21 protein-coding genes, 1 tRNA gene and 3 pseudogenes are annotated in these 22,894 nt (G+C 54.3%); 15 read left to right on the forward strand and 10 right to left on the reverse strand.

The genetic code is table 11. The annotated features are described in order from the left end of the window. The 4 genes from PMPD1_RS00280 to gap all read left to right on the forward strand — a co-directional run bounded on the left by PMPD1_RS00280 (window position 1) and on the right by gap (window position 4,249). Complete coding sequence (locus PMPD1_RS00280) at window positions 1–780, forward strand: 6-phosphogluconolactonase (protein ID WP_354292722.1); 780 nt, start codon at window positions 1–3, stop codon at window positions 778–780. Beyond that, on the forward strand, window positions 773–1,924 hold the full coding sequence (locus PMPD1_RS00285) for an N-acetylglucosamine-6-phosphate deacetylase (RefSeq protein WP_173632177.1): 1,152 nt from the start codon (window positions 773–775) through the stop codon (window positions 1,922–1,924). The genes PMPD1_RS00280 and PMPD1_RS00285 overlap by 8 nt, the downstream gene beginning before the upstream one ends. 55 nt (window positions 1,925–1,979) lie before the next feature. Continuing rightward, window positions 1,980–3,125, forward strand: coding sequence for an ROK family transcriptional regulator (locus PMPD1_RS00290; protein ID WP_173632178.1), 1,146 nt, complete (start codon window positions 1,980–1,982; stop codon window positions 3,123–3,125). A gap of 122 nt (window positions 3,126–3,247) precedes the next feature. Beyond that, window positions 3,248–4,249, forward strand: a complete 1,002-nt coding sequence (gene gap, locus PMPD1_RS00295) for a type I glyceraldehyde-3-phosphate dehydrogenase (RefSeq protein WP_173632179.1) — start codon at window positions 3,248–3,250, stop codon at window positions 4,247–4,249. Window positions 4,250–4,310: 61 nt separating this feature from the next. Here gap and PMPD1_RS00300 read toward each other — a convergent pair whose 3' ends face one another. Continuing rightward, window positions 4,311–5,411 carry a porin gene (locus PMPD1_RS00300; RefSeq protein ID WP_173636068.1) on the reverse strand — a complete coding sequence of 367 codons (1,101 nt, stop codon included), beginning with the start codon at window positions 5,409–5,411 and terminating at the stop codon, window positions 4,311–4,313. Between the two features lie 524 nt (window positions 5,412–5,935). Here PMPD1_RS00300 and PMPD1_RS00305 point away from each other — a divergent pair. Beyond that, a complete protein-coding gene (locus PMPD1_RS00305; RefSeq protein ID WP_173632180.1) occupies window positions 5,936–6,271 on the forward strand; it encodes a hypothetical protein in 336 nt (111 codons plus the stop codon). Next, window positions 6,207–7,784 (forward strand): annotated as a pseudogene (locus tag PMPD1_RS00310) (VENN motif pre-toxin domain-containing protein); the annotation flags it as partial. The gene PMPD1_RS00305 and the pseudogene PMPD1_RS00310, both read left to right, overlap by 65 nt. Window positions 7,785–7,967: 183 nt before the next feature. On the opposite strand, the gene PMPD1_RS00315 reads toward PMPD1_RS00310, so the two are convergent. Beyond that, window positions 7,968–9,181, reverse strand: a protein-coding gene (locus PMPD1_RS00315; protein ID WP_173632181.1) for an IS3 family transposase whose coding sequence is annotated in 2 segments (ribosomal slippage) — window positions 7,968–8,887 and window positions 8,887–9,181 — 1,215 coding nt in all. Because the reading frame shifts where the segments join, the coding sequence is not laid out codon by codon here. Window positions 9,182–9,297: 116 nt separating this feature from the next. On the opposite strand from PMPD1_RS00315, the gene PMPD1_RS00320 reads away from it, so the two are divergent. From PMPD1_RS00320 to PMPD1_RS00345, 7 genes and pseudogenes are all read left to right on the forward strand, one after another. Further along, entirely contained in the window at window positions 9,298–9,585 is a 288-nt protein-coding gene (locus PMPD1_RS00320; protein ID WP_354292726.1) for a hypothetical protein, read from the forward strand. Beyond that, complete coding sequence (locus PMPD1_RS00325) at window positions 9,582–9,935, forward strand: immunity 8 family protein (RefSeq protein ID WP_173632183.1); 354 nt, start codon at window positions 9,582–9,584, stop codon at window positions 9,933–9,935. The genes PMPD1_RS00320 and PMPD1_RS00325 overlap by 4 nt, the downstream gene beginning before the upstream one ends. Next, window positions 9,936–10,079 (forward strand): annotated as a pseudogene (locus tag PMPD1_RS22630) (site-specific tyrosine recombinase XerC); the annotation flags it as partial. It lies immediately after the preceding gene. Between the two features lie 52 nt (window positions 10,080–10,131). Then, window positions 10,132–10,395: a type II toxin-antitoxin system ParD family antitoxin gene (locus PMPD1_RS00330; RefSeq protein WP_173632184.1), complete on the forward strand. Its 264-nt coding sequence runs from the start codon at window positions 10,132–10,134 to the stop codon at window positions 10,393–10,395. Then, a complete protein-coding gene (locus PMPD1_RS00335; RefSeq protein ID WP_173632185.1) occupies window positions 10,392–10,694 on the forward strand; it encodes a type II toxin-antitoxin system RelE/ParE family toxin in 303 nt (100 codons plus the stop codon). Before PMPD1_RS00330 ends, PMPD1_RS00335 begins: the two co-directional genes overlap by 4 nt. A 175-nt stretch (window positions 10,695–10,869) precedes the next feature. Beyond that, a complete protein-coding gene (locus PMPD1_RS00340) occupies window positions 10,870–11,436 on the forward strand; it encodes a TetR/AcrR family transcriptional regulator (protein ID WP_173632186.1) in 567 nt (188 codons plus the stop codon). 53 nt (window positions 11,437–11,489) lie between these two features. After that, window positions 11,490–12,458: a quinone oxidoreductase family protein gene (locus PMPD1_RS00345; RefSeq protein WP_173632187.1), complete on the forward strand. Its 969-nt coding sequence runs from the start codon at window positions 11,490–11,492 to the stop codon at window positions 12,456–12,458. A gap of 111 nt (window positions 12,459–12,569) precedes the next feature. Here the strand turns inward: PMPD1_RS00345 and PMPD1_RS00350 are convergent, their stop codons facing one another. The 5 genes from PMPD1_RS00350 to PMPD1_RS00370 form a co-directional block, all read right to left on the reverse strand. Beyond that, on the reverse strand, window positions 12,570–13,313 hold the full coding sequence (locus PMPD1_RS00350) for an SDR family NAD(P)-dependent oxidoreductase (protein ID WP_354292728.1): 744 nt from the start codon (window positions 13,311–13,313) through the stop codon (window positions 12,570–12,572). Between the two features lie 46 nt (window positions 13,314–13,359). Beyond that, on the reverse strand, window positions 13,360–14,184 hold the full coding sequence (locus PMPD1_RS00355; protein WP_173632189.1) for an ATP-binding cassette domain-containing protein: 825 nt from the start codon (window positions 14,182–14,184) through the stop codon (window positions 13,360–13,362). Continuing rightward, window positions 14,181–15,230, reverse strand: a complete 1,050-nt coding sequence (locus tag PMPD1_RS00360; RefSeq protein WP_354292729.1) for an ABC transporter permease — start codon at window positions 15,228–15,230, stop codon at window positions 14,181–14,183. Before PMPD1_RS00360 ends, PMPD1_RS00355 begins: the two co-directional genes overlap by 4 nt. 2 nt (window positions 15,231–15,232) lie before the next feature. Next, window positions 15,233–16,222, reverse strand: a complete 990-nt coding sequence (locus PMPD1_RS00365) for a substrate-binding domain-containing protein (protein WP_173632190.1) — start codon at window positions 16,220–16,222, stop codon at window positions 15,233–15,235. Between the two features lie 103 nt (window positions 16,223–16,325). Then, on the reverse strand, window positions 16,326–17,894 hold the full coding sequence (locus PMPD1_RS00370; protein WP_173632191.1) for an FGGY-family carbohydrate kinase: 1,569 nt from the start codon (window positions 17,892–17,894) through the stop codon (window positions 16,326–16,328). 317 nt (window positions 17,895–18,211) lie between these two features. Here PMPD1_RS00370 and PMPD1_RS00375 point away from each other — a divergent pair, with 317 nt between their 5' ends. Next, entirely contained in the window at window positions 18,212–19,414 is a 1,203-nt protein-coding gene (locus PMPD1_RS00375; protein WP_173632192.1) for an ROK family transcriptional regulator, read from the forward strand. A 23-nt stretch (window positions 19,415–19,437) separates the two neighbouring features. Here the strand turns inward: PMPD1_RS00375 and rhuM are convergent. Beyond that, window positions 19,438–19,645, reverse strand: a pseudogene (rhuM, locus tag PMPD1_RS00380) (RhuM family protein); the annotation flags it as partial. A gap of 188 nt (window positions 19,646–19,833) precedes the next feature. Further along, a tRNA-Sec gene (locus PMPD1_RS00385) sits at window positions 19,834–19,928 on the reverse strand. 228 nt (window positions 19,929–20,156) lie between these two features. Between PMPD1_RS00385 and xylB the strand changes: the two genes are divergently transcribed. Beyond that, on the forward strand, window positions 20,157–21,611 hold the full coding sequence (xylB, locus tag PMPD1_RS00390; RefSeq protein ID WP_173632193.1) for a xylulokinase: 1,455 nt from the start codon (window positions 20,157–20,159) through the stop codon (window positions 21,609–21,611). 59 nt (window positions 21,612–21,670) lie between these two features. Here xylB and PMPD1_RS00395 read toward each other — a convergent pair whose 3' ends face one another. Next, entirely contained in the window at window positions 21,671–22,666 is a 996-nt protein-coding gene (locus tag PMPD1_RS00395; protein ID WP_173632194.1) for an acyltransferase, read from the reverse strand. Window positions 22,667–22,894: the final 228 nt, after the last annotated feature.

Raw genomic sequence — 22,894 nt, forward strand, 5'->3', positions numbered from 1 at the left:
ATGATGGAATCGCAGTATCAAAACCGACAGTATGAAAAGTTACAGGTGAAAGTGTTTCCCGATCGGCAAGCATTAGGTTACCAGGCGGCTGAAGAAGCGGCGGCGTACCTGCGCCAGCGCCTCGCGAGCCAGCAGCAAGTGCGGATCGTGTTTGCCGCCGCACCGTCGCAGAATGCGTTTTTAGATCGATTGCGGCAGGCGCCGGATATTGAGTGGTCGCGAGTGAGCGCCTTTCATATGGATGAATACATTGGGCTGGCTGAGGGCGCAGAACAGTTATTTAGCCACTATCTCACCACCCATTTATTTCGCGATGTTCAGCCAGGCGAGGTGCATTTGATCCCGGCCTCCGGCCAACCTGAACAGATCATTCAGCGTTATAGCGATCTGCTGGCGGTAGCGCCGATCGATATGGTGTGTCTCGGCATCGGCGAAAATGGTCATTTGGCGTTTAACGATCCGCCGGTGGCGGACTTCGCCGATCCGCAGGTTATGAAGGTGGTGGAACTGGATGCGGTTTGTCGCCAGCAGCAGGTCAACGATGGCTGCTTTTCAACCCTGGCGGCAGTGCCGCGCCATGCGCTGACGCTGACGATCCCCACGCTGTTGTCCGCTCAACGCCTGTTTTGTATGGTGCCCGGTAAGAATAAACGCCAGGCGGTAACCGATACGTTGCGCCAACCAATCACCACCGCGTGCCCTTCCACTATTTTGCGCCAGCACGCGGGCTGCACGTTGTACACCGACAGCGACGCCTTTCAGGAGTTAGCGGATGCCTGAGCAACCACTACGCGGACGCCACTATCGCACCTTACAACCCATTGAGGTCAGGGTGGCGGAGGGAATGATCCGCGCCATCCAGCCGGTGGCGGATCAGGCGGCATTGCCGCTGATCGCACCGGGTTTGGTGGATTTACAGGTTAATGGTTACGCCGCCATCGATTTCAACCATTTTCCGTTTAGCGTTGATGAGGTGGCGCAAGTGACGCGGGAGCTGTGGCGTCAGGGCGTGACGACCTTTATGCCGACGGTGATTACCGCAGATAGCGACGTTATTGAGCAGGCGGTGAAAACGCTGGCCGAGGCCTGTGAAGAACATCCGGAGGTGGCGCGCGCGGTGTGCGGCATCCACCTGGAAGGGCCGTTTTTATCACCGGAAGACGGGCCGCGCGGCGCCCATCCGCGTGCGCATATTAAAGCGCCCGATGCGCAACTGTTTAGGCGCTGGCAGGCAGCAGCAGGTGGTCGCATTACCTTATTGACCTTATCTCCCGAATGGCCGACCGCGCCGGATTTTATTCGCACGCTGACGGCAATGGGCGTGGTGGTTTCGCTCGGGCATACGGCGGCAACGCCGGAGCAAATTATCACGGCAGTGGAGGCCGGGGCACGGATGTCGACGCATCTGGGCAATGGCGCACATTTACAATTACCGCGCCATCCGAACTATATTTGGCAGCAACTGGCGCAGGATGAACTGGCCTGTGCGTTAATCGCCGACGGCGACCACTTGCCCCTGTCGGTGTTAAAAGTGTGTATGCGGGTAAAAGGAGAGCAGGCATTTTTAGTGAGTGACGTTACGCGTTTCGCTGGAATGGCCGCCGGGGTTTATGATGCGCCGATTGGTGGTCGGGTACGGCTTAGCGAAAATGGCCGTCTTGCAATGGCGGAGCAGCCACAGCTATTAGCAGGCTCGGCGAAGGGGCTGTTTCATGGCGTTAACCATCTGGTGCATCACGCGTTGGCGCCGTTGCCGCAAGCCTTAGAGATGGCCTCTATCCGTCCGGCGCGGCAGATGGGGCTGCCATCACAGCAGGGGTTAAACATTGGCGCGCCAGCCGACCTGATTTTACTGACACCGAGTAATACGCACGGTCTGACGCTCACGGCTACCTGGAAAGCGGGACGAAAAGTGTGGGGATGAAATCAGCTCCGATACCTGCCAGACTAACCTGAGTGTACGATTGCAGGTTAACAGCATGAAAGAAGCAGGCAAGGGACCGGCGGTACTGCGGCTCAATAATGAGAAACGGGTATTACGCTATTTACGCCAGCAGCGAGTGACCACCCGGCAGGATATTTCGCTGGCGCTGGCGCTCAGTAAAAATACCGTGTCGCTGATTATTGATGACCTGATGGCGCAAGACCAGGTATATGCGTTGGGGCCGGTGTCGGTCACGGCGGCGGGTCGCCCCAAAATTGAAATCTCCCTGCGCCCGGAGAAACGTAAAGCCGCCGGTATTATGGTGGAGCACCAACAGGTTCATCTGATGGTATGCGACTATTTTTCAACGGTGTTAGAAGAGAAGAGTTGGCAAACCGACACGGTTGAACCGCCGCGCTTATTAGCCGAACTGGCGACAGCCTGTGAAGCATTGACACAGCGTCACCCGGAGCTGATGGGGATTGGGCTCGGTTTTCCCGGCATTGTTGATCCGCAGAAAGGCTATTTGCATCTCTCTTCTCACCTCGGCTGGCGCGACGTGGATATTCAGGCGGCGTTTGCTGAATGCCGTTGTGCGCCGGTGAAGGTGATGAACTACGTAAAAGCCGCCGCTCTGCTTTCGCGGCAAATGGCGGATTTTTCGGTCGGCGATAGCTGCTTTTACTTGCGTGTTGGCGAAGGAACCGGCGGCGCGTTGTTACGCGGAAGTGAGATTTTTACCGGCAGCAGTTGGACCGCCGGAGAGGCCGGACATTTAACGGTCGCCGACGGGCCTCTTTGCCGCTGTGGTCAGCGCGGTTGCCTGGAAGCGTTGATTAGCATTCCGGCAATTCATCGCCAGCTTGCGGCGCGGCAAGCGGGATTGCGCTGGCAAACGCGCGCCCAGGCGCCAGAACTGGTTGAAGAGGTGATGGCGCAGGCCGGATGGCATTTAGGGAAGGCGCTAAGTCAGATTATGCTGCTACTAAACCCTGCCACCATCGTGATTGATAGCCCGTGGAACCTCAGCGCCGCTTTTCGCGCCCAGGCGTTAGATAATGCGCGCCAGCACGCACTCGGCTTTACCTTTCATCATACCCAAATACATTTTCCGGCCGACCCGTTGGCGCCGCCGCTGGGGTTGGCGCTGGCGGTTATTGAGCAGAGTGAACAAGCTTCGCTTCTGACCAGCCCCTCTTAATGTGCTTGTTTCGGCAAAGATAAGGTCATAATGATGGTCTATGGTATGCAGTGAACAGTGAAAGCATCATTTTCGTAGCATGCATGGCACGCTGTACCGGTGCCGATTGAGAGGAATAACTGATGAAAAAGATTGGCATTAACGGCTTTGGTCGTATTGGTCGCTTAGTTCTCCGTCGGATGTTGGAGACGGGCAGTGAACACGCGATTGTGGCGATTAATGATCTGACTTCGCCAAAAATATTGGCATACCTGCTAAAACATGACACCAGTTACCACACCTTCAACGGAACGATTGACTATACCGATGAGGCGCTAATCGTTAACGGTAACACCATCCGGGTTTATGCCGAGAAAGAGGCGCGTAATATTCCGTGGGGCAAGCACGACATCGATATTGTGGTGGAGTGTACCGGTTTCTATACCTCGGCGGAAAAATCCCAGGCGCATCTTGATGCCGGGGCAAAAAAAGTGCTGATTTCCGCGCCGGCCGGCAATATGAAAACGGTAGTCTTCAACGTGAATGACGATACGATGACCGCCGATGATACGATTTTGTCGGTTGCGTCATGCACCACCAATTGCCTGGCGCCGATGGCAAAAGCCCTTGATGATGGCTTCGGCATTAAAGTCGGTACCATGACCACGATCCATGCTTACACTGGCACGCAATCGCTGGTTGATGGGCCGCGCGGTTCTGATTTACGCGCCGCTCGCGCCGCCGCCGCCAATATTATTCCGCACACGACCGGCGCCGCGAAAGCCATCGGGTTGGTGATCCCAAGCCTCAACGGTAAATTAAAAGGCCATGCGCAGCGCGTTCCCTCTCTGACCGGCTCGATCACCGAACTGGTTTCAGTGCTGGAGAAGAAAACGACGGTTGATGAAATCAATGCAACGTTAAAGGCGGCGACCGAGAATAACCCCTCTTTTGGTTATACCGATGAGGAAATCGTCTCTTCCGATATTGTCGGTTCTGAGTTCGGTTCAGTATTCGATGCGACACAGACCGAAATCTCTGAATTTGGCGATCTGCAACTGGTAAAAACCGTCTCCTGGTATGACAACGAATATGGTTTCGTTACCCAATTGGTGAGAACACTGGATAAGTTTGCCGCCCTATAATCGGTTAGGCGCGTAATAAAAAACCCCTGCAAGCAGGGGTTTTTTGCAATCAGACGTTTGATCAGAAATCGTAACGCAGACGGACCAAATTCAGGTCGCTTTTATTATCGGTGCTGTTGGTAAATACGTGCTCAATATCCACTTGGAACCCATAATCAAACTTGGTCGAAATACCCAGCGTATTATGGTGCTGCTGGTAATCGCGGCCAGTATTGAATTTCAAACGGTCGCCCGCGTAGTAAGGCGTGACATTTTTAACCCAATATTGTTGAACCGGGAAGGTATAACCGAGGTAGTACTCGCCGCCGTAAGCGTTACCGGCAAAAAAGTCATGGCGATCTTTCTGCGTGGTCATCAAGAAGTTGCGATACCATCCGGCGCCTGCCGCCAGCGTCCAGTTACCCGGTTTCCAGCTCAGGCTGCTGCCTAATAGCTGTTGGCCGCTATCGCTGGTGCCATTATCAATGCCATTCGGCGTGTGGATTGACTGCTTGATATAGCTATAGGCAGTACCCCAAGTCAGTGCTTTGCTGATGTGATAATCAACGCCGACCGCCGCGCCGCCCTTACGCTGATAGCGTAAGCCGTTACCACCGGCAGGATGGCTATCGTCGCGCATCACGCCGCCGAGGTAGAGATCAACCGGGCCGAAGCTATTGGTGTATTGCAGCAGGTTGTAGCTACGATAAGAACCGTCATAGTTGCCGTTGAAGCCGTTACCCGGCGCCTGGCCCTGCATGTCGAAGTCCCAAATATCGGTTTTAGCGCCCACCACGGTGTAATAGAGGCTGTTTTGCTTACCGTAGGTTAACGTCCCCCAAGTTTTACTTTTCAGACCGCCGAACAACATACGACGATCGGTATGTTTATCGCCGTCTTTATAGTGATTATCCCAGTCGAAGACGCGGGGAATATTCACGCCCAGTTCGTAGTAACCGATCAGGCTCACATCGTCGAACAGGTAGTAATCCGCAGAGAAACGAAAACGGGTGCCGCCATCGTAGCCGTTACGTTTGTAAGAGCCTTTATCGCTGTTGCCCGCTTCGTTAATGAACTGGGGACGAATACTCCCGCCCACCTGAAACTGCAGGCGGCTTAACGGATCGTTAGCCTGTGGATCTTGTTTGAGTAGCGTAATTTCAGCCAGTGTTGAAAATGACATGCAGCCGAGGGTAACCGCCAGCGCCGCATTTTTTATTGAAAATTTATTGATAGACACAACTAGTCCCTGCCAGTAGCAAATGAAAAAAATACCAATCGATTATTCAGGATTAACCATTCACGGAGATCACTTGCGTGTATCCGCTTCAAAATCGTTGTGCAGCGGAGTATACAGCGTTAATTTTATCCGCATGGCAGGAAATAACTTTAATGCGTAACAGGTTGCGCTAAGTCAATATTCATTGCGTTCTGTTTATATTTTGACCAGTATTTGCAAGCCGGGTTTCTTTTATGGATCACGTCGGGTAATGCGCATCATTTTCTTAATCGCGTAAATAAAATTAAAGTCTTACCGCGTGATGCCGATGAATTATACATTCATCAATAACAAATATTTTGAACGGATGGCCCGTTCATTTCTCCATGATACGTTATTTTTCTCATGTTAGGCGGTATAGGGATATCATCAGCCTTTTTAAAGGATCTGTTCGCTTATCTCTGCGCATTATTTTGTTGAAAAGCAGATTGGCGATAATTTATTTACTGCGCACTGTGACGTGGCTATTACTGGCGGCGGCATCGTTGGCGACTGCCGCGCCGCTAACGCCCGCCGATCGCGATAGTATTGAGCAGCAACAATGGCAGATTCTGGAGCAAAACCAGCAACAGCGGCAGGCGTTGGAACGTAGCCAGGCTCCCATTCGTACTCCGGCTACTCCGCCAATGCCGACGCAAGGCCCCTGTTTTTCCATTCATACCATCACGTTAAGCGGCGCTACGCTGTTATCAACCGGCGCGCGTCGAGGCCAATATCGGACACGATTTCCTGCTTGGCAGTCAGCAGGACAGCAACGACTATAATTCGAAGCAGAGCAGCGTGGCGGCGGGCGGCAGCTTTACCTTTGGCAGTATGAGCGGCTCCGGCTACATTAATGCCAGCCACGATAAAATGGACAGTAATTATGACTCGGTACAGGAGCAAACCGGGATTTATGCGGGTAAAGGCGGCTTTGATATTACTGTTGGCAACCACACGCAGCTTGATGGTGCGGTCATTGCATCAACCGCCACGGCAGATAAAAACAGCCTCGATACCGGGACGCTGGGGTTCAGTGATATCCATAACCAAGCGGATTATGAGGTTGAACATCAGGGCGTAGCGGTTAACGGCGGCGGCGGAAGCGTTGGCGGCCAGTTTAAGGGTAATATGACCGGCGGTGTGCTGGCGCTGTCGAAGCATAAGGGGCATGCGGAAGGAACTACCGAGGCCGCGGTGAGCGAGGGTAACATCACCCTTCGCGATCCGGCACATCAACAGCAGAGCGTGGCAGATTTAAGTCGCGATGCGGAGAATGCTAACGACAGTATTAGCCCGATATTCGACAAAGAGAAGGAGCAGAACCGGCTACAGGAAGCCCAGCTTATTGGTGAGATTGGCGGGCAGGCGGCGGATATCGCCCGGACGCAGGGCGATCTTAACGCGCTGGCGGAGGCGAAGAAAGACCATCCGGGGCTGAGTGCAGACGCGCTGAGGAAAACGGATGAGTATCAAGCCGAGATGGCACAATACGGTACTGGTAGCACCCTTCAGCGAGCGATTCAGGCGAGCACGGCGGCAATACAGGGGCTGGCAGGCGGCGATCTGCGCGGGGCGCTGGCGGGAGCCTCGGCTCCGGAACTGGCACATCTGCTGAAGCCGACGGAAGGGAATCCGGCAGTAAACGCCATGGCGCATGCCATCCTGGGCGGAGCGGTAGCCATGCTGCAGGGTAATAATGGTCTGGCCGGAGCGGCGGGCGCGGCGTCGTCGGAGCTTGCGGCACGGGCGATAACGGCAGTGTTGTATGCCGGAAGGGATGCCAGTTCGCTGACGGAAGATGAAAAACAGACGGTAAGTATGCTGGCAACGCTTTCAGCGGGGATAGCTGGCGGCGTGGCAGGGGGTAACAGCAGCGACGCACTGGCCGGCGCGCAGAGCGGGAAAAACGCGGTTGAGAATAACTATCTGAGTAGTACGGAGAAGAGCCGCCAGACGGAGCTGAACCACAAACAGAATCTTACCCCGCAGGAGCAGCAGGAGCGCGACGCGCTGAACCGTAAGGACGCCGAAACCAGTAAAACCTTGGTCGATGCCTGTATGGGAGGAAGTGCCTCGGCCTGTACAGCAGCCCGGAAGGATGCGCAGGAGAAGCAGGATACCTACCAGAGCCTGAGTTATCAGAATCAGAAGGAAGCCCAGGCTGGTTATCAGCAGATACAGCAATTACTTAACGGCACCAGCTCGGAAGCGAAACAGACACAGGAACTGTTTAACGGCATGGTGTCAGCCTATATGCGCACCGGGATGAGCGAGGAAGCCGCTAAATCTGCGGTGGGTTACCAGCTTAGTGCGATGTATATCGCTGGCGGGATAGCAGGTATCGGCTCAGGAAAAACGGTGGATGAGGGGCTGATACCGGGTGTGAAGCCGTCCACGCCATCGACTAAGCCGGGAACGGGTAGCCAGACAGAAAACAAGCCGTCCAGTGGTGCAGAGAACGTAGCGACCTTGTAGTGGTCAAGTAATACTGGCCACGGTTTTACAGTAAGAACGGTATCGGTTCTCTGATTCTTCCGGCGTCAGCCCCCCGTTGTAATGATGAGGTCTGACGCTATTGTAGTAATTCTGGATATAACTGCCGATTTGTCGCCGGGCCTCATCCTTACCTGCGTAACCATTCGTCGGCACCCATTCTGTTTTCAGACTACGGAAGAAGCGTTCCATGGGGCTATTATCCCAGCAGTTCCCCCGACGACTGACGCTTTGCTTTATCCTGTAACGCCAGAGAACTTGCTGATATTTAAGGCCTGTATACTGGCTTCCCTGGTCGCTATGGAACATGACATCACGCGGTTGACCACGCGTCTCATAGGCCATCCGCAGAGCACTTCTTATCAGTGCGGTATCGGCATTCGCTGACAGACTCCAGCCGATAACCCTGCGGGCAAAAAGATCCATAACAACCGCCAGATAGCACCAGCGATTTCCAGCCCAGATATACGTAATATCTCCACACCATACCCGGTCTGGCTCCGGTACAGCGAACTGACGCTCGAGCAGATTCGGCAGGCAGGTATGCTCCTGACGGGCATTTTTGTACTGATGTTTTCCGGGCTGGCAACTGCTCAGGTTCAGGTATTTCATCAGACGCCCGGCACGGTAACGGGTCATCGGAACGCCATTTTGAGCCAGCATTTCAGCCAGCGTGCGTGCGCCTGCTGAGCCCCGGCTCTGGTTCCACGCCCGGCGTATTTCGCTGTACAACCTGACTCGCGCCGGATTGACAGTATCGCGTCGTTTTCGCCAGTACCGGTAACTGCTACGGTGTATTTCCAGCGCGGAGCAAAGGCTGACAACCGTGTGGCTGTCACTCAGTCTGGCGGCTATCGTGAACCGTTCAGTGAGTCGGACATCAAGAGTGCGGTAGCCTTTTTTAATATCGTATTCTGTTCCTCCAGGCGGCGAACCTGCTTTTCCAGCTCGCGAATACGTTGCTGTTCTGCAGTAATGGGAGTAGCAGAGGGCGTAATCCCCTGCCGCTCTCGCCTGAGCTGGCGCACCCAGCTCTCAAGGGTGGTAGAACCGACATTCATCGCTTCACTGGCTTGTCGATATGAGTAGCCCTTATCAACAATCAGCTGTGCACATTCCAGCCTGAACTCAGGGGTGAAAGTACGCTTAGTTTTCTTGTTCATTAAGTCACCTGTTTTATGTTGTGGTGAGAATATCACCTTTAATCAGGTGGCCAAATTTACTGTGCCACTACACCTATCCAAAGCTGAAAGACGATCTAGTTCAGCAGAATCTGAATAATATTGCGAAGCAGGACCCGATACTGGCAGCAGTGGTGAAAGGAAGTGATACTGTTAACCCTAATTTCTCTGTAGGTTCAGGAAGCGCAGCTGAAGCTGATAGATTAGGGCAAATTTGGGTTGGTGATGGTGCCAGATTAGTTACAAATCAGAAAGAATGCCCAGGATGCCTGGTTAGTGCAGATGGTGCTCGCATATACAGACCACCTTCGGAGAAAAAGAATACGCCAGCCGACTTAAATCCTACTGGGGTGCAGGCGAACTTTGTTCAGCAAAAAGATGGTGTAATCATCAGTAACGGACATATGAGTATTGGCAAATGAAAGCAGACTTAAAAGGTATGTGGGTCGACTCTGCTGATATAAGCTTGGAAACTTATCAGCCTGAAGAGAAAAATAACTTCAATTTATGGATTGAATTAAAAATAGGAACCAGAGGTGAAACTGGTGCAGATTATTTTAGGTTTTTTGTCTGCACCCCCGAATGGCTGTGTAAACACCACTGGCTACCTGAACTGATGCGTCATACGCTTCTGGTCCGCAAATACGATCTGGATGAGATCAAAAAGATCATTACGGATTATATCGATCAGTGTGAAGGTGAAGACTGGATGGCGATAGCGCAAAAACTCTCCCGTGTTTTTGCCTGGGAATATGAAGACTACCGGCCGTAACAGGCGATTCTGGGTCACCGTAGCGTGAAGAGCACGCAGATATACACGCAGGTGAGCATCCGGATGTTGCAGGCGGTACATGCCAGTACACATCCGACTGAGCAGCAAGAGAATGATGCACCGAAAGTTGCTAATGAAAAATGACACAGTATACTAACAGTTAATAACTGATAGTAATCCAGCCGGAGAAATCACCATGCCAACCAGCGTAGCCTTAAGTCCCTATTTTGAAGCGTTCATCCGCGAACAGATAGAAAGCGGACGTTACAACAATACCAGCGAGGTTATCCGTGCCGGGCTTCGGGCGCTGGAAGAGCGGGAGCAGCAGATGAAACTGGAATCACTGCAAAAAGCAGTCAGCGCAGGGATAAACAGCGGGGAGAGCAGAAACGCGGAAGAGGTGTTCGGGCGTCTGTCACGCAAATACCAGCGCATGGTCGAAGGCAAGCAGACGAAATGAAACTGGGTATATCGCCACTGGCAGAACAGGATATAGAAGCTATCGGCGACTATATCGCACTGGACAATCCGGTTCGGGCGGTGAGCTTCACGGAAGAGTTGTACCAGCAGTGCCTGTTGATAGCAGAATCACCGGTTATCTACAGGGAAAGGTCGGAGCTGGGGCAAAGTGTCAGAAGTTGCGCTTATGGCCGTTACCTGATCGTGTTCAGGGTACTTGATACTGAGGTTCGTATAGAACGGCTGTTGCATGGTTCACGCGATATTATCAGCCTATTCGCAGAGCTGGACAGCCTGTAAGCCCTCTGTAAGCGGAGTTGTTTGCTGTGCGGCAGAGCACCGTCTATGGCATGATCTGCCTTCGTTAGCGCCAGTGCAGCGTGGGATACCCGCCTCACTGTGTAAGTATATCGGTTTTAGTTCCTGTCACTTTTATAATTGACCGATCGTTCCGGAATTTTCTATACTCACCGTCATGGCCAGACCAAAAGAATTTAATATTGATGTGGCATTAGATGCCGCCGTGGGCGTGTTCCGCGAACATGGTTTTGCGGGCAGCTCCGCGCAAATGCTGATTGAGGCGATGAAGATCGGCAAGCAGAGCTTGTACGATACATTCGGCGGAAAGTGGCAGCTGTATTGCGCTGCGGTGGCGCGCTACAGTTCGGCGGAAACAGCCGAGCATATCGCGATGCTGCAAAGCGAGACGACAGCGATGGCGGGCATTGAACAGATGCTTGAACGGGTAGTCGCTGAGGCCCACAGGCCGTGTCTGGGGCTGAGTGCCATTAGCGAGTTTGCCACTAGCCGCGACGATCTGGTTGGTATCCGTGAACAGGCCGGGCGGGCGTTACGCGTGGCGCTACAGCAGAAACTGGTTGAAGCACAACAAACGGGCGCGGTCTCTGCGGAGTTAGACCCTGACCAGGGCACCGCTTTCCTGTTGGCAAACATTGCAGCGATTCGTCTCGCCGCGCGTGCAGGCGCGAAGCCGTCCGAACTCAATGCGCTAAAAGCGCTCACCCTAAAGGCTCTACGATGAGCCTCTTTTTTTACCTAATTTTGGAATGATCATTCAATAATGCGAGGTTAACCATGAAAGCGATAGTGATGGAACGTGTCGGTGGCCCGGCAGTGATGGAATATGTTGATCGGCCAAACCCGGAGCCTGCGGCAGGACAGGTGCTAGTGCAAGTACATGCGGCTGGTGTGAACTTTATGGATATTGGCGTCCGGCAAGGCTCGCTTTGGCAGGAGATGCCGCTACCGAAAACGTTGGGCGTTGAGGGCGCCGGTCAGGTGTTAAGCGTGGGCGCCGGGGTCACGGATATAACGCCTGGTCAGCGCGTTGCCTGGGTATATGCGCCGGGGAGTTACGCCCAACAGGTGGTGGTACCCGCCGCCGCGCTGGTTCCGCTGCCGGATGAGATCGATTATCGAACCGCGGCGGCGGTTATGATGCAAGGATTAACCGCGAGCCACTTTGCTACCGACTTTTATCCGGTTCAGCCCGGCGATATTGCCCTGGTCCATGCGGCAGCGGGCGGAGTGGGATTATTGTTAACACAAATCATTAAGCTGCGCGGAGGCCGGGTGATTGGGCGCGTTTCTAGCGCCAACAAAGTCGCTTTTGCCAAAGAGGCGGGAGCCGAACAAGTGATTGTCGATACCGAGGGCGCATTCGCCGCCGAGGCGATTCGCCTTTCCGGTGGCGAAGGTGTACATGTGGTTTACGATGGTTCAGGGCCGAAAACCTTTCAGGGCTCCCTGGATGCGCTGCGTGTCTGTGGAACCTTCTGTTGGTATGGCCCGGTGCTGGGTAGCCCGGGAGCCATAGAAATAATGAGTCTGCCGAAAAGCATCAAAATTGGCTATGCCACCTTCAATCATCACGTTCGTACCCCTGAGTTGCTACGCGCGCGCACCAAACAGTTGTTTGACTGGATAACCGCAGGTCAGTTAAGTCTTAAAATTGGGGGAGAGTATGCGCTGGCGGACGCGGCGCGCGCCCATACCGATCTTGAGAGCCGGAAAACCAGCGGCAAGCTATTGCTACTCCCGTAAATTGCCTGTCGCTGGATCTGGCTACGGCAAACCGCTGTTTAAGCCGCGTGTTGCAGGGAAAAGGCGAGTTTCGACTCGCCTTAAAACAGAGTGGAATCCCCGTTGGTGCGGTTACCAGAGCGTGTAGCCGCCATCAACGGTAAACACTGAGCCGGTGACAAAGGAGGAGGCATCGCTGGCTAATAGCAACGCAATCGGGGCGATTTCATCCGGCGAGGCATAACGTTGCATCGGCACTTCGTCCCGCCAATAATGCCGATAATCTTCATACTCCTCGCTGGCGATCTCGGTTTTAACGTACCCTGGCGCGATGGCATTAACACGGATACCGCTTTTTGCCCATTCCGCTGCCAGCGAACGGGTTAAATGGTGAACCGCCGCTTTGGAGATGCCATAAGGCGAATGCCATTGTGGACGGTTGACGATAAAACCGGAGATTGAACCGATATTAATAATCGAACCGCTTCCGCGTTGCGCCATTTGCCTGCCGACAATCTGGCTGGCTTTCCATACCGCATCAAGGTTAATGGAAAATAATCGTTGCCACTCTTCGTCTTCTAACGTTAGCGCATCGGCATGAAAACCAATGCCGGCATTATTGACCAGCACATCCACCGGGCCGAGTTCCTGCGTGACTTTCGCCAGCATCGCTTCCACATCGTTGCGATTCGCCACATCGGTCGGTACCGAAATCGCCTTAACCCCAATGCGGTGTAACTCTTCCAGCGTCGCGGCGCTTTTTGCCTCATCCCGTGCGGCAATCGCAACGGCAGAGCCCGCCTCGGCTAATCCAAGGGCGATGGCGCGCCCAATGCCACGGTTGCCACCCGTAATAACCGATACCTTTCCACGCATTGAAAATTTGTCCATGATTGACATAACAAGTTTTCTCCAAAATTAACTAACTACGTTCAGGAAGCGCGGCGGCTTCCGGGATGATAAGAGCAGACGAAACCGCATCCGCCGCCAGTGCGCCGGTCATGATGGCGACAACATCGCTCATTGAGGTGGTTGCAGGGCTGACGACAGAGGCCCGACGTCCCAAACGATGGATATGAATACGATCGGCAATCTGAAACACATTCGGCATGCTATGGCTTATCAATACCACCGATAGCCCCCGATCGCGGATACGGGTAATCAGATCAAGCACCTGATTTGTTTCACGCACGCCAAGCGCCGCCGTCGGTTCGTCGAGAATGACGACCCGTTTTCCCCATGCCGCCGCACGCGCTACGGCAACGGCTTGCCGCTGGCCACCGGACAAGGTTTCCACTTTTTGATCTATCGATTGAATGCGAATACCCAAGTTGCGCATATGATCTTCCGCCTGCTGCCGCATCCCTTTTTTATCTAACTGACGAAGCAGCGCGCCGCGGAGGCCCGGTTTGCGGAGTTCCCGGCCAAGAAACAGGTTTTGTGTGATGTTGAGTTGCGTGGCGACCGCCAGCTCCTGGTACACCGTTTCAATACCGGAAAGCCGTGAGCTAAGTGGGTTATTGAAATTCACTTCACGATCATTCAGGTAGATATGCCCCTCATCGGGGATCAGCGCGCCGGTCAGCGCTTTAATCAGGCTTGATTTTCCCGCGCCGTTATCCCCAACCACCGCCAGAATTTCTCCTTGCGCCAACTCGAAATCCGCGCCATTCAGCGCCACGACGTGACCGTAACGTTTAACCAGCCCGCTCGCGCGCATGACAATAGAGGAAGTTGTATCGGTCATGTCCGTTGTCCTCGGTGCAGATATTGATCGATACCGACGGTGAAGATCACCAAAAAGCCGGTTGCCACCTGTTGATAGAGCGAATCGATACCGGCCTGAGTAAGGCCATTTTTGAGTACGGTCACAATCAAGGCGCCGATAAATGTCCCCATCACGCTGCCGCGTCCGCCAAATAAACTGGTGCCCCCGATGACCACCGCGGTGATGCTCTCAAGATTGGCCAGTGGATAGCCGCTTGGATCGGCGATAGGCGTACGACCCAATGCCTGCCAGCCGGCAAAGGCATAGAAAATACCGGCCAACGCATACACGCTAAACACGATTTTTCTGACGCTGATGCCGTTCAGACGCGCCGCCGAGGGCGAGTTACCTATCGCATACACATGCACGCCCCAGGCCGTTTTGTTCAGCACATACATCAGAACCAATGTCAGAGCAATCCATAGCAGGCTGCCATAGGTCAGGCTGGCGGGCATCCACGCCGGGCCTGAGCCCATCAAAGCCAGTAAATCGGACGTTACCGGGAAGCTGCGCGAGTGAGCGTAGAGCCGTGCGACAGCCGTTAAGATAGTGAACATCCCTAGGGTTGCAATAAAAGGCGGTAGACGGAAGGTGGTGACGACCACGCCATTAATCGCAGCGGCCACGATACACACCAACATGCCGCAGATTAACGCTATCCACGGATCAACGGTGGTGGCGAGGCTGCCGGTCACCACCGTCCCGAGCACCATGATGGCGGCATTCGCCAAATCAATACCGGAAACCAGCACAATGAGCGTTTGCCCCAGCGCCAATGTGCCCACCACCACCGATTGTTGCAGTATCAGCGACAAGTTACCGGCGTTGAGAAAGGTGGCGGTAGTGGTTGAAAACACAATAATAATCACGAGAAGAGCCAGCAACGGTCCAACGATCGGATAAGACAGCCACAACGCCATCATGGTGCGCAAGTAGGCCCTGGCGCCAGTCGGGCGGGATTCGTCTGAAGTACCGGTCAGCGCTTTTGGCCGGGGCTCTTTTTCACTCCGATCAAAGAGACTCATTATTACTCTCCCCAGCAATTCTTCAGGCCCCACGCCGAATCTTTGGAGGCAAGCCCCTTCACCGGATGGTCGGTAATCAGCACCGTCCCGGAATTATTCACGCCGTGTGGCTTAGCACCGCCATTAACCGCCGTAATAATGGCCTCCACCGCCATTTTGCCCATCCGGTCGGGGAATTGCATAACGGTCGCCCCGATAGCGCCATCCGCCACGCTGTGTACGCCAGAGCAACTGCCATCAATAGAGGTCAGCACAATATCTTTGCGCGCTCTTTTAATCGAAAGATACGCGCCCTGGGCCGTTGGCTCGTTGATGGTATACACCACATTAATATCCGAATGCGCCGCCAGAAGATTTTCCATGGAAGATTGGCCGGTTTCGACGTTGGCCTGGGTTAAGGCGGTGCCGACGATTTCCGGTGAGTGCTCGCTGAGGCCAAACCCTTTCAGAAAACCATCGTGACGGGCTTTGGAGGTTTTGTCGGATAAATCGTAATCCAGCAACGCCACTTTGGCGCCAGTAGCGCCGAGCCGGGCCTTCGCCCATTTACCCACCAGCTCGCCGGCGGCTAAATTATCGGTTTCATAAGAGGCGTTGGCTGTGGTTGCCGGTTCTAGCGAGGTATTGGTGGTAATCACGACGATCCCGGCGTCACGCGCTTTTTTAATGACATTACGCAACGCAAACGGGTTGGCCGGGTCAATAACAATGCCTTTAACGCCCCGGTTAATCATATTTTCCACTGCCGCGATCTGTGTATCAGAGTCGCCCGCGGCGCTCGAAGCAGCGGTGATGGTGCCCAGCCCGTTCTTTTTCGCCTCATCAACGGCGGCCTGTTGTAGACGGGCAAAAAATGGATTGGACAGTTGCTGTTCAATCACCCCGATCAGATACTTGGTATCCTGCGCCTGAGCAGAAGCGGTCATGGTGGCAAGCGTCAGCGCGATCGAAAACGATGCGGCGCAGAGTGGCCGGTTACTATTTTTCCACATAATCTTCTCCAGCTTGCAATGGTTCATTTTGCAGAAATGCGTGACTGCCATTTCTGTTGGTTCTGTTATGCATCGGCACGCGCGGTGCGGCGTTAGTGTCGGTTTACTGCGGACGGCGCAGGTTGTCGGCCAGGTGGTGCATCGTCCGGCGAATCGCGTTATCGGCCATCAGCTCGCGGTATTGTTGATACACCGGCTGATAAGCCTGGGTATTGGCGTCTCGTGGCTGATAGCATTCAAAGTCACGCGCGCCGAAGCGCCGGGAGCCGGTCGCAAAATCCGCCACGATCCCTGCTGCAACAGCACCATGAATGGCGGCGCCGACAGCGGTCGGGTTTTGAATGTTCGGAACCTTGATCGCATGGCCGAGCACATCCGCCATCATTTGCATCAATAGCGGATTACGCTGCGATAACCCGCTGGTCAGCAGAATATGCTGTACTGACACTCCGCCAGCCTGTAGATAATCCAGAATCGCGCGCGCGCCAAAGCACAGCGCTTCCAGTAGCGCGCGGTAAATATCCGTTGAGGTGCTGGTAAGCGTAAGCCCAACTAACAGGCCACTGAGGTGAGCATCCGCAAAAGGCACTCGATTGCCGCTCCACCAGTCAAGCGCCAGTAGCCGGGTTTGCGCCGGGGCCAGCGCGGCGGCGCTGCTGTTATACAGCCGAAAACTTTCGGCCATGTCGTCGCTGCGCGGAAAGGTTCTGACAAACCATGCGAGAATATCGCCGAATCCGGCTTGTCCGGCCTCATAGCACCAAACATCGGGGAGCGCGGCGCCGTTGGCCATGCCTTCGATACCGGTCGGTAAGGGTTGGGCAGTATCATCAAGAAACAGGTAGGCGGCTGAGGTGCCTAATGCGGCAACCAACGTGTGCGGAACCATGGTACCCACCGCAGGCAAGACGACATGTGAATCAATGACCGCCACTGCCACCGTGGCGTTACCGAGAATGCCGGTGCGCTGCCGCCACGCGTTCGACAGCGTACCCGCTGCGGTTCCGACCGGATAAGGCGTCGTAAGGCGTTGCTCCAAACCATCCACCAGATGATGCGGATAACCGGTTTGCCCGGTGTATTGCGCTTTATAAGCGGCAAAATCCAGGCTGCGTACTTCCCGTTGCGTCAGTTGCCAGACCAGCCAGTCACCCGCCTCAATAAAACGGTCGGCCTGCGCCCAGATATGGGGCGCTTCATCGGCGAGCTGCGCCGCTTTAGCCAGTAACCATTCACCCGATACTTTGCCACCGAAATTATCCAGAAAGTGATCGCCGCGCCGATTGATCTCATCCACATAGGCTTGAGGCGCACTGTGTTTCCAGAGCTTTACGTAAGCATGCGGTTCATCAGGATGATGTGTGGAGAGTGCCTGACCATCTGCGCTGGCCGGGAGCGGAGAGCTGGCGGTAAAGCCAACGCCGATCGAGGCGATATGGCGGTTATTACCCAGTTTTTCGAGGATAATCTGCGCGGCTTCGAGGTAGTCCGCCGCATCCTGCAGCGCCCAGCCAGCAGGAAGCGGGCGACCGGTTGGCAGACTATCGGTCATAATGCCGTGTCGATAAGTATGGGTACAACTGTCCACCTGCTCGCCGGTCACCGTGTCGATCAGTACGCCCCGGGCGGACTCCGAACCATAATCAAGGCCAATAATAAACAAACTGGTCATAACCGGCGCTACCCTTGGTTGTCTATCTTTTGTCCATTCAGATAATGCCAACTATTGATATAAGTCAATTTGTATATGTATAATTTTATTCATAAGTGAGATCGCAATCAAACTACGGCTTACTGACGCACCCCTCGCGCCCCGGTTATGCCAGAGATAAATCGCTTTCGGGCAGGCGACTGCTTTGGCGCGGGATTTAAGCGGCGGGAGGGCATTTGGCAGGGTGTCGAGCTTTAGGTTATTGAGATAAGCTGCCATAACGCGCCGGGAATCGTAGCGTTTTATCCATCAATCAGAGATCACGCGGGAGAAGGCAATTGCAAAAAAAGGCGGCGAGTCATATCGATAAGGAATCACTGATCAGTTCTGGCGAGATATTTAGCCTTATCGCCAATAAGACTGCTACCTCAAGAGCCGCCATCCTAAGCGCATCCGGTTTATCCCGCATGACGGTGACGCAACGCCTGAACGCGTTGTTATCCGCGGGATTAGTCAGAGAGACGGAAGAAACCATGCCGAGCGGCGGGCGCCCTACCCGGGTATTGGGTCTGAATTATGCGGCGGGTTTTCTGTTAACGGCAAATATCGGTGAATCGCATATCCATCTGGCCGCGATGGATTTGCAGCCCGCTATCCTGGTCCAGGAAACCGTCGCGTTCCGGGATAAGCAGGATCCGCAATCCACGCTGGATTTGATTGCGGAGCGTTTCAACGCTTTGATCGCGCAGTTGCCGTTTCAACAGGCAGTGCTGGCCGGCATTAGCCTCAGCCTGCCAACGCCGGTCGATAGCGCGTGCGGTTGGGTGGTCGGCCCATCGATCTTGCCCGGCTGGGAGCGGTTTGATATTTCCGGTTACCTGGAAAACCGATTCAACGCGCCGGTGTACGTAGAAAACGATGTGAATTTGATGACTATCTACGAACATCGCCACAATTACCCGCAAGTTGCCGATATGTTCTTCATTAAAGTGGGCACCGGTATCGGTAGCGGAATTATCACTGGCGGCAAGATTTTCCGCGGCGCCAGAGGCGTGGCTGGCGATATTGGGCATATCCAGTTTAATACCGAACCCGCGCCATTATGCCGCTGCGGCAAGTTTGGCTGTGTTGAGGCTCGCGCGGCGGGTTGGGCCATCGGTCGCGATTTGGCGAGTTGCGGCTATCCGGCTGAAAACGCCTACGACGTGGTGAAACTGATGGAAAACAGGGTGCCGGAAGCGATTATGCATATCCGGAAAGCAGGCCAAACCATTGGTGAGGTGACCTCCGATGTGGTCAGTATCCTCAATCCGAGCCTGATTGTGGTGGGTGGCACTCTTGCCCGCTGCGGTGAGTTTCTGTTATCCGGTATTCGGGAGTTGGTTTATCAGCGTTGTTTACCGCTCGCCACGCAAAATCTGCAGATTGTTCTTTCGGTGTCTGAAGCCCATAGTGCGTTGTATGGCGCGGCTTATTTGTTGTTAGAAGAGCAAATGAACAATAACCATTTCCTGCGCCGTTACGCCGATAACCAGGCTTAAGCGCCTGAGGTAACGAGGCCGCCAGAGCGGCTTTCGCAGATGTGTTCCAGCATCTCATCGAAATAGTCAGGCACCGTCGATGAACCCACGGGCGGATTTTTCAGCCGCTCATCGCCCATCACAAAACCTTTGATCAGGTATTCTGGTAGCGTCTGAGTTGCCCACTGACGGAATTGCTTGCCGCGAGGGAACGCGATAGCCGACAGCCAGTATCAGTGGCAAGCTAAAGTATTTGTAAAGACACCCGTTTTAGTTCCACATACTTTTTGAGAGGTCCGGTTTTTCAGTCATCAGCCGGTATTCTTCCGGCGTCAGGTGATTCAGGGAGACTTTGTCGGACAACCTCGAACAGTAATCTCGACATGTGATTTGAAAATAAAGGATTTTTTAGACGTTCCCGGATGGTCATGAAAGATGTTTGGCGGAAGATCACAGGAGTCGAACCTGCCCGGGACCGCTGGCGGCCCCAACCGGATTTGAAATCCGGCCGCCTCACCGGAGACGACGATCTTCCCTCCCTGAAGAGGCGAAAAGTATAGCATCATGCTGAAATAAAATGCGAATTGCCAAACGCCGCCGGTCAACTAACAATTTCTTCGTCGCCTCTCATTCCGCGCTATCGGTCATAAACTTTCCATGCATTACAGGATAAGCTGGAAACAGACATTAACCCGGCGAGTGGGCCAATGCCCAATTCGCCCTCTCTATCATTGCGTAATCGTTAAGCTACGGGAGAAACAACATGGTAATCGGGATCGATTTGGGTACCTCCGGCGTCAAAGTGGTACTGCTGGATGAGCATGGCCAGACGCTGGCCAGCAAAACCGTTAAGCTGCGCGTCTCCCGCCCGAAACCGTTGTGGAGCGAACAAGACCCGGAAAGTTGGTGGCAAGCCACCGATGAAGCGATGCGCGCGCTGGCGGAAGAGCAGGATCTCAGTCAGGTGCGTGCGCTGGGGCTGAGCGGGCAAATGCACGGCGCCACATTGTTAGATAGCCAAAATCGGGTACTGCGCCCGGCCATTTTATGGAACGATGGCCGCAGCGCGGCGCAGTGCCGTGAGCTGGAAGCGTTAGTGCCCGATTCACGACGCATTACCGGCAACCTGATGATGCCAGGCTTCACCGCGCCGAAATTGCTGTGGGTGAAGCAGCATGAACCCGAGGTCTTTTCCCGCGTCGAAAAAGTGTTGCTACCGAAAGATTATCTGCGTTGGCGCATTACCGGCGAGTTCGCCAGCGACATGTCAGATGCGGCGGGTACCCTGTGGCTGGATGTGAAAAAACGCGCCTGGAATGACGAATTGCTGGCGGCCTGCGGCCTTTCGCAGCGGCAGATGCCCGCTTTATACGAAGGCAATCAAATTACTGGCAACTTGCAACAGGATGTGGCGCGACGCTGGGGCATGCCGGAAGTTCCGGTAATTGCCGGTGGCGGCGACAATGCGGCGGGCGCGGTGGGCGTCGGCATTGTCGATGCCGGGCAAGGCATGTTATCGCTGGGTACTTCCGGGGTTTACTTCGTGGTCAGCGACGGCTTTTTAAGTAATGTGGAAAGTGCGGTACATAGTTTTTGCCACGCGTTGCCCAACCGCTGGCATTTAATGTCGGTGGTATTAAGCGCGGCCTCCTGCCTTGACTGGGCGGCGCAGCTAACCGGTTGCCAGGATGTTCCTGCATTACTGGCGGAAGCCGAGCGGGCAAAAAACGATGTCCCGCCGATTTGGTTTTTGCCTTATCTCTCCGGCGAACGTACCCCACATAATAATCCGGAAGCGAAAGGCGTCTTCTTTGGCCTTACCCACCAGCATGGTCGTGCGGAACTGGCGCGCGCGGTACTGGAAGGCGTCGGTTTCGCGCTGGCGCAAGGCATGGATGCGGTTCATGCCAGCGGCGTGAAGCCCGAATCGATTATGTTAATCGGCGGTGGCGCGCGTAGCGCTTACTGGCGCCAGATGCTGGCCGATATTAGCGGGCAAACGCTGGATTACTGCACCGGTGGCGATGTTGGGCCTGCGCTCGGCGCGGCGCGGCTGGCACTGTTAGCATTAAACCCGCAAACGCCGTTGGCGGAAATGTTGCCAGCGCTACCGTTAGAGCAACGCCACCAACCTGATGCGCAACGTCACCAGGCCTATCGGCAGCAGCGGGAAACCTTTGAGCGTCTGTATCAGCAGTTGCTGCCGTTAATGGAATAATTACTCGTCCGTCGGAGAAGGTAGCGTGCCGTTTTTGGCCTTCTCCGCGCCAGTCTGGTTTAACTGACCAGCCGGTGCGTATCCAACCGCTGTAAGCCCATCGCCAGCAACAAACTACCGCCAAGGGTTATCGCAAACACCAACGGAATATCCACTAATGGATGCGCGGTGTGATCGAGGTGATGGGTACGCAGGTAGTGAATAAACAGCGCATGGAAGCCGTAAATCGGTAAGGAGTAGCGTGAAATGGTCGCCAAACCTGGTAAGGGGCGTTGATTCAGGCAATTTTTAAACAGTACCATCAGACTGATGGCGGCAATAAACACCAAGGGGCCGCAGTAGAGATACCAGAGGTCGGAAAACGCGCCGTTAATATGCAGCTCTCGTTTAGTGCCAATTGAAATCCCAATCACGCAGCCAATAAACAGCCCGCCCGCCAACCCATTCACCCCACGCCGTGCCGTTTCCATCATGCCGATGGCGCGCCCCAGCAGAGCGTAGAGCAGGTAATAAATGGTATTGCCGCTGACGTAAAGGTTCACCGGCAACCAGTGAAAGGGCCCGAGCGATTGATCGGCGGTATTGGGATTAGCGAGCACCGCCAGCACCAGCACCACCAAAGCCACATAGCCCGCTTTCGCCTCTTTCACCTGAATCAACGGCGAAAACAAATAAATCACGATAATGGCGAAGAAAAACCAGAGATGATAAAACACCGGCTTTTGTAATAAGTGTTTGATTGATAAACCTTCACTGATCGGGGTTAGCCAGGTGATATAGGCCAGCGCCACGGCGCTGTAGAACAACAGACAGAGAATAATGCGCAGGAAATGGCGACGCTGCGCGCTGCGTTCGCCAAAAAACAGGTAGCCGGAAATCATAAAAAACAGTGGAACGCAGACGCGTGACGCGGAGTTGAGGAGATTGGCGATGTCCCAGTGCGATTCGGTAATCTTCGGGCTATTAGTGACATACCACGTGGTGGTGTGGATCATAATCACCATCAGGCAGGCTACCGCGCGTAAATTATCAATCCAGCCAATCTTTTGCGTCATGTCATCCTCATGTTGCTTTCGCATCAATGCGTTATGAGCGTAGCCGCCCGCTTCTGTTTCAACAACCTCGCCACGGCGGAATCAGATTTGGCTGACCGGTTGCGCGCGCCAAAACCTAAACCCTTCACCAACATCTCGCTGAATTTTCTACAAAGGTTCCGTCGGGTTTGTAACTCAGGCTGACTATCCGGCGGTCAAAGGGTATACTGGCGCACACTTTTTTAATCC

The sequence above is a fragment of the Paramixta manurensis genome, assembly GCF_013285385.1.
Classification (GTDB): domain Bacteria; phylum Pseudomonadota; class Gammaproteobacteria; order Enterobacterales; family Enterobacteriaceae; genus Paramixta; species Paramixta manurensis.

Coding starts and splice junctions, on each gene's coding strand:
- PMPD1_RS00395 (WP_173632194.1), bottom strand. CDS start 22,666: ATGACGCAAAAGATTGGCTGGATTGATAATTTACGCGCGGTAGCCTGC.
- PMPD1_RS00355 (WP_173632189.1), bottom strand. CDS start 14,184: ATGACCGATACAACTTCCTCTATTGTCATGCGCGCGAGCGGGCTGGTT.
- gap (WP_173632179.1), top strand. CDS start 3,248: ATGAAAAAGATTGGCATTAACGGCTTTGGTCGTATTGGTCGCTTAGTT.
- PMPD1_RS00280 (WP_354292722.1), top strand. CDS start 1: ATGATGGAATCGCAGTATCAAAACCGACAGTATGAAAAGTTACAGGTG.
- PMPD1_RS00335 (WP_173632185.1), top strand. CDS start 10,392: ATGAAACTGGGTATATCGCCACTGGCAGAACAGGATATAGAAGCTATC.
- PMPD1_RS00365 (WP_173632190.1), bottom strand. CDS start 16,222: ATGTGGAAAAATAGTAACCGGCCACTCTGCGCCGCATCGTTTTCGATC.
- PMPD1_RS00360 (WP_354292729.1), bottom strand. CDS start 15,230: ATGAGTCTCTTTGATCGGAGTGAAAAAGAGCCCCGGCCAAAAGCGCTG.
- PMPD1_RS00290 (WP_173632178.1), top strand. CDS start 1,980: ATGAAAGAAGCAGGCAAGGGACCGGCGGTACTGCGGCTCAATAATGAG.
- xylB (WP_173632193.1), top strand. CDS start 20,157: ATGGTAATCGGGATCGATTTGGGTACCTCCGGCGTCAAAGTGGTACTG.
- PMPD1_RS00285 (WP_173632177.1), top strand. CDS start 773: ATGCCTGAGCAACCACTACGCGGACGCCACTATCGCACCTTACAACCC.
- PMPD1_RS00325 (WP_173632183.1), top strand. CDS start 9,582: ATGAAAGCAGACTTAAAAGGTATGTGGGTCGACTCTGCTGATATAAGC.
- PMPD1_RS00370 (WP_173632191.1), bottom strand. CDS start 17,894: ATGACCAGTTTGTTTATTATTGGCCTTGATTATGGTTCGGAGTCCGCC.
- PMPD1_RS00345 (WP_173632187.1), top strand. CDS start 11,490: ATGAAAGCGATAGTGATGGAACGTGTCGGTGGCCCGGCAGTGATGGAA.
- PMPD1_RS00340 (WP_173632186.1), top strand. CDS start 10,870: ATGGCCAGACCAAAAGAATTTAATATTGATGTGGCATTAGATGCCGCC.
- PMPD1_RS00300 (WP_173636068.1), bottom strand. CDS start 5,411: ATGTCATTTTCAACACTGGCTGAAATTACGCTACTCAAACAAGATCCA.
- PMPD1_RS00350 (WP_354292728.1), bottom strand. CDS start 13,313: ATGCGTGGAAAGGTATCGGTTATTACGGGTGGCAACCGTGGCATTGGG.
- PMPD1_RS00330 (WP_173632184.1), top strand. CDS start 10,132: ATGCCAACCAGCGTAGCCTTAAGTCCCTATTTTGAAGCGTTCATCCGC.